We start from the raw sequence: 4,317 nt of genomic DNA, 5'->3' as shown, positions 1-4,317 counted from the left end.
GCGCCTATGAGTATCGAAAGATTGCACGGTTGGCATAATGCTATATTTGAGAGTGGATATAGCGGTTTATTTAAAATCAAAGTAGCTCAATTTAGAGATAGCCAAATACAAGTTGTTTCTGGGGCAATGACGCGCGAAAAGATTCATTATGAAGCTGTTCCGCCAAAACATATTGAAAAAGATATGAAGTTATTTTTGGATTTTATTAATAATAGTCAAGAAAACGCTTATGTAAAAAGTGCGATAGCTCATCTATGGTTTGTAGTTATACATCCATACGATGACGGTAACGGTAGAATAACAAGGGCTTTGGCGGACTATTGCTTGCCGAATAATAATATTAAATTGTATTCTATTTCTAGCATTATTCAAAGCAACAAAAAAGCTTATTACGAGAAGCTAGAACAAACAACCAAACTTGTGAGTAATCCAAATTGTGATTTTACGGCATGGATTAAATGGCATTTAGAAATGACGAACCATGCCATCAAAGATAGTATCAATCTTATAAAGAATATTGTCTTTAAGACTGATTTTTGGGATAAATTTAGAACTTGTAATTTAAACAAGACCCAACAAAAAGTCCTAAACAAAGTATTGGACGTCGGCGTTAGTAACTTTGACGGCGGTATAGATATCGCCAAATTTGCCTCTATTGCTAAAATCAGCAAAGATATGGCTAAAAAAGAAATTGACGAGCTTGTAAAATTCGGTTGTTTAAAAATAAAAGAAAACGGGAAGAGTTATCTTTTAAATAATGATAGTAATACAGACTTAAAACATAGCTATATCGACAATGAAAACGAAGATAGCAAGTTAAAAATACAATATAAGTAAGGGAGTAAAAATGAGATCAAATATAGGTTTTAAATCTTAAAGGCGGTTTGGCTATGGAAAAATTCTCTTCGCTTGAAATTTTATTATATGAAAAGAGAAATCATATAAAAAATGGCTTTTATCATTTAAACCAGATAGTTTTTGCATACAATTCTAATCATATTGAGGGCAGTAGATTAAGTAAGGAGCAGACTAGGCATATTTATGAAACAAGCTCCTTTTTTTCGGAAAAAGACGGCGAAGAGATAAAAATAAACGATATATTAGAAACCAGAAATCATTTTAAGGCATTTGATTTTATACTTGAAAGCTTTAATGTGCCTATTACACACGAGTTTTTAAAAGAGCTTCATAGAATTTTAAAGAATGGGACTAGCGATGATGTAATAGGCGACTATAAGAAAACAGCAAATTATATAGGGGATTTTTCAACTACTAAACCAAAACAAGTTGTGCAAGAGATAGAAAGGCTACTTAGTGAATATACTATAAAAACTAATATAGACATAAAAGATATTATAGATTTTCATTATAAATTTGAAAGAATACATCCATTTGAAGATGGCAATGGTAGAATTGGTAGGTTAATAATGTTTAAAGAGTGCCTTAAAAATGGCATTACCCCTTTTATAATAGATGTAGAGCATCAGGCATTTTACTATCGTGGGCTTAAAAATTATGAGAACCAAAAGGGATTTTTAATAGATACTTGTTTGTCTTGCCAAGATGAATATGAGGCTATTTTAAAAGACTATATCGATGGTGCAAGCATTGATTTGAATGAAGCATATTCTACACTTGAAAAAGTTATGTCAGGATTTGGGACAAAAATAGATGGAGAGGCTTAAAAATTTCCCAGAAAAAAGTTCAAAAGTGTAAATTTAGGCTTTTTAGCTTTAAAATTTAAAAGGGTAAAGAGATAAGAAATGGACGATCAAAAGAAACTATATATATTTGCAGGTGTAAATGGCGCAGGTAAATCTACATTTTATATTAACCAGCTTGAAGTAGATTCTGTCATCTATGGTGCAAGGATAAATTCTGATGAAATCGTTAGAGAATTTGGCGACTGGCAAAATCCCAAAGATCAAAATAGAGCTGGTAGGCTTGCATTAAAGCTAAGAAAGTCTTACATTGAGCGAGGGATAGATTTTAATATAGAAACTACTCTTAGCGGGCATAGTATAGTTAAATTTATAAATAAAGCCAAAGAGGCTGGCTACTATATTACCCTTTATTATGTTGGCTTAAATAGCATCGAACTCTCAAAACAACGAGTGGCCATAAGAGCAGCAAGAAACGGACACTCCATTGATGAAGCAACGCTTGAAAGGCGTTTTTCACAAAGCTTTGAAAATTTAGCCCGCATTATCCCGATATGCGATGTGATTTATTTTTTTGATAATAGTGAATTGATCGAGGATAGAGAAAAACAAAAGTTTTCAAATTTAAATTTTATCGCTAAAAAGCAAAATGGCACAATCAACCTTTATTCGCCTAATAAAATAGAATGGTTTGAAAACGTTATAAAAAATAGCAAATTAAACAACATTATAAAATAAAATTAGAAAGGGAAAAGACAATGGCATTAAAAAAAGTGGAGATTTCAGACAAGCTTTTAAAAGAGCTAGGCGCGACCAAAAGTCCAAAAGAGCTTGGAGAAACTATGGAAAGTTATGTAAGTACTGGAATAGAGTGCATTAGATTTCCAAAAGATAATGTAATGCTATACAATGTTATTTTGGATTTGGCGACAAGACTGGGCAAAGAACAAGAAGCCAATACTCTTGTAAAAGAGGCGTTAAAAGAGATAAATTTAAAACTTATGAGTGAGCTATAATTAGTGAGTAGAGATGAAATTTTAAGATATTTTGCAAATAAATACATCTGGTGGAAGCTACCTTACGACGTTATGGAGACACCTGAAAGAATCGTAGCACAAGCTATGCGCTATGCAGACCTGGACGAATTCGTGCTACTTTGGAAAGTAAAAGAGGATATGATACAAGCCTTAAATAATGCGCAGTGCGGCTGGTTTGACGAGAAAAGTTGGAATTTTTGGCGTTTAGTGCTTGACTTGCCCAAAAAAGATTTACCAAAGAGAGGCTTTATGCAGTAGCAGAGCCAATTGGTCTTCTTTAACTTAAGCTCATACAAATGAGCGGTAACTTACGGTAAAAAATATGTTCTTGAAAACTAACGGGCATAGCAAATTTAAAGTTTCTAAGTTTTTAGGTGATATTTTCAACTCCGCCTAGAAGCTTCGATTTGAAATAGATGAAAGCTAGTTTTACTTCACTATGCTAGTTACTTACTTCTTACAAAGCTACAAACGCAGTGAAGTAGAGCAGAATGGCATGCTAAAGCGTGACGGTAAAGTTTAAAACTGCTCTGCAAATGCACTATCTCAGAATTTTTCAAAGAAAGTGCGTCTTATCAGTAACAAACAAAGTGCAGCTAAGTACAAGAGCGAATTAGATGAGAGTGTAAAATATTTAGATTATTGAAAAGCTTATTGCGGATTAGTTGATTACGCAATACTTCTGTAGGGGTATAAAACTGTCCTTTTGACGAGCCCGATTCTGTTGTAAAATGGTGCATAAGATACTCGTATGCATCACCCAACAAATCATCATTAACAAAAAGTCAAGCCTTCAAAGATCGCTATAAGGTTACTAAGCCCATCAACTAAATGTTTGCCTTTGACTAATTTTTCCTCATCGTTTATATAGACTTGAAGGCAGTTTACTTTTCTTTATAATGCGTTCCGACTTGTAAAATTTGTGCCGTATCGCCCTTAATCCTATAAACGATGCGGTTTTTGCCGTCTATCCTACGAGAATAGCAACCGCTAAGATCGCCCTTTAGCGCTTCGGGCTTACCTATGCCGTCTGTTTCATTACCCCTGACGATATCTTTTATGAGCGTGTTTATCTTTATGAAAAGCTTTTTGTCGCCAGTAAAATTTAAGTAATCATCCCATGCGTCAGGATAAAACTCGATATTAAGCATCAGCTAGGCTCTCAAGCTCGCTTAGATTTTTTCTTATCATCTTTGCCTTGCCACCGTCAATGTTTTCTATCACGCTTTTTAGGTACTTTTCGTCTAGATCCTCTTTTTGCGTAGTTATAGCAAAGGGTATGGCTTGCTTATTTACAGATTGCTTTAAAAATAGCTTTATCGCCGTACCAAGATCAAGACCTAGCTCTTTAAAGAGTTTGTCGGCTTCATTTTTGAGTTCTTTGTCTACTCTAAACTGTATTAATACGTTCATTTGTATGACCTTTGAAGTTAAACTGATTGCATTATAACATATTTTCTAATGTAATCTTGGTAGCACTATAAACTAACGATTACAAATCCAAAAGTTTCTTATAGTACACGATAAGATATATTATTTTTTGAACAAGATAAAATCCGCTCCATCAAAACAACACTCTTGTTTTCTAGCTTTCTTAATTCATTGATAAAGACGCTCTT

At 33.6% G+C, this 4,317-nt stretch carries 7 protein-coding genes and 1 pseudogene; 5 read left to right on the top strand and 3 right to left on the bottom strand.

Translation table 11 applies throughout. The features are described 5' to 3' along the window. The 5 genes from Q0200_RS09745 to Q0200_RS09725 all read left to right on the top strand — a co-directional run. Positions 1-837: Fic family protein (locus tag Q0200_RS09745; RefSeq protein WP_297940757.1), on the top strand; the 837-nt coding region annotated here is incomplete at its 5' end. 53 nt (positions 838-890) lie between these two features. Continuing rightward, positions 891-1,685 (top strand): Fic family protein, encoded by a 795-nt coding sequence (locus Q0200_RS09740; RefSeq protein ID WP_297940755.1) that lies wholly within the window; start codon positions 891-893, stop codon positions 1,683-1,685. A gap of 78 nt (positions 1,686-1,763) precedes the next feature. Further along, on the top strand, positions 1,764-2,399 hold the full coding sequence (locus Q0200_RS09735) for a zeta toxin family protein (RefSeq protein ID WP_297940754.1): 636 nt from the start codon (positions 1,764-1,766) through the stop codon (positions 2,397-2,399). Between the two features lie 20 nt (positions 2,400-2,419). Beyond that, positions 2,420-2,677, top strand: coding sequence for a hypothetical protein (locus Q0200_RS09730; RefSeq protein WP_297940753.1), 258 nt, complete (start codon positions 2,420-2,422; stop codon positions 2,675-2,677). Positions 2,678-2,680: 3 nt separating this feature from the next. After that, on the top strand, positions 2,681-2,956 hold the full coding sequence (locus Q0200_RS09725; protein ID WP_297940751.1) for a hypothetical protein: 276 nt from the start codon (positions 2,681-2,683) through the stop codon (positions 2,954-2,956). Between the two features lie 419 nt (positions 2,957-3,375). Here the strand turns inward: Q0200_RS09725 and Q0200_RS09720 are convergent. The 3 genes and pseudogenes from Q0200_RS09720 to Q0200_RS09710 form a co-directional block, all read right to left on the bottom strand. Then, positions 3,376-3,562 (bottom strand): annotated as a pseudogene (locus Q0200_RS09720) (N-6 DNA methylase); the annotation flags it as partial. A gap of 20 nt (positions 3,563-3,582) precedes the next feature. Beyond that, the gene (locus tag Q0200_RS09715; protein ID WP_297940749.1) at positions 3,583-3,849 is read right to left on the bottom strand and encodes a Txe/YoeB family addiction module toxin; all 267 of its coding nucleotides are present in this window, start codon (positions 3,847-3,849) and stop codon (positions 3,583-3,585) included. Next, positions 3,842-4,111, bottom strand: a complete 270-nt coding sequence (locus Q0200_RS09710; protein ID WP_297940748.1) for a type II toxin-antitoxin system RelB/DinJ family antitoxin — start codon at positions 4,109-4,111, stop codon at positions 3,842-3,844. The genes Q0200_RS09715 and Q0200_RS09710 overlap by 8 nt, the downstream gene beginning before the upstream one ends. Positions 4,112-4,317: the final 206 nt, after the last annotated feature.

The sequence above is a fragment of the uncultured Campylobacter sp. genome, from assembly GCF_938045225.1.
In the GTDB taxonomy this organism is placed as follows: domain Bacteria; phylum Campylobacterota; class Campylobacteria; order Campylobacterales; family Campylobacteraceae; genus Campylobacter_A.
The sequence above is the reverse complement of the archived record's forward strand: the minus strand, read 5'-3'. Positions and strand labels throughout refer to the sequence as shown.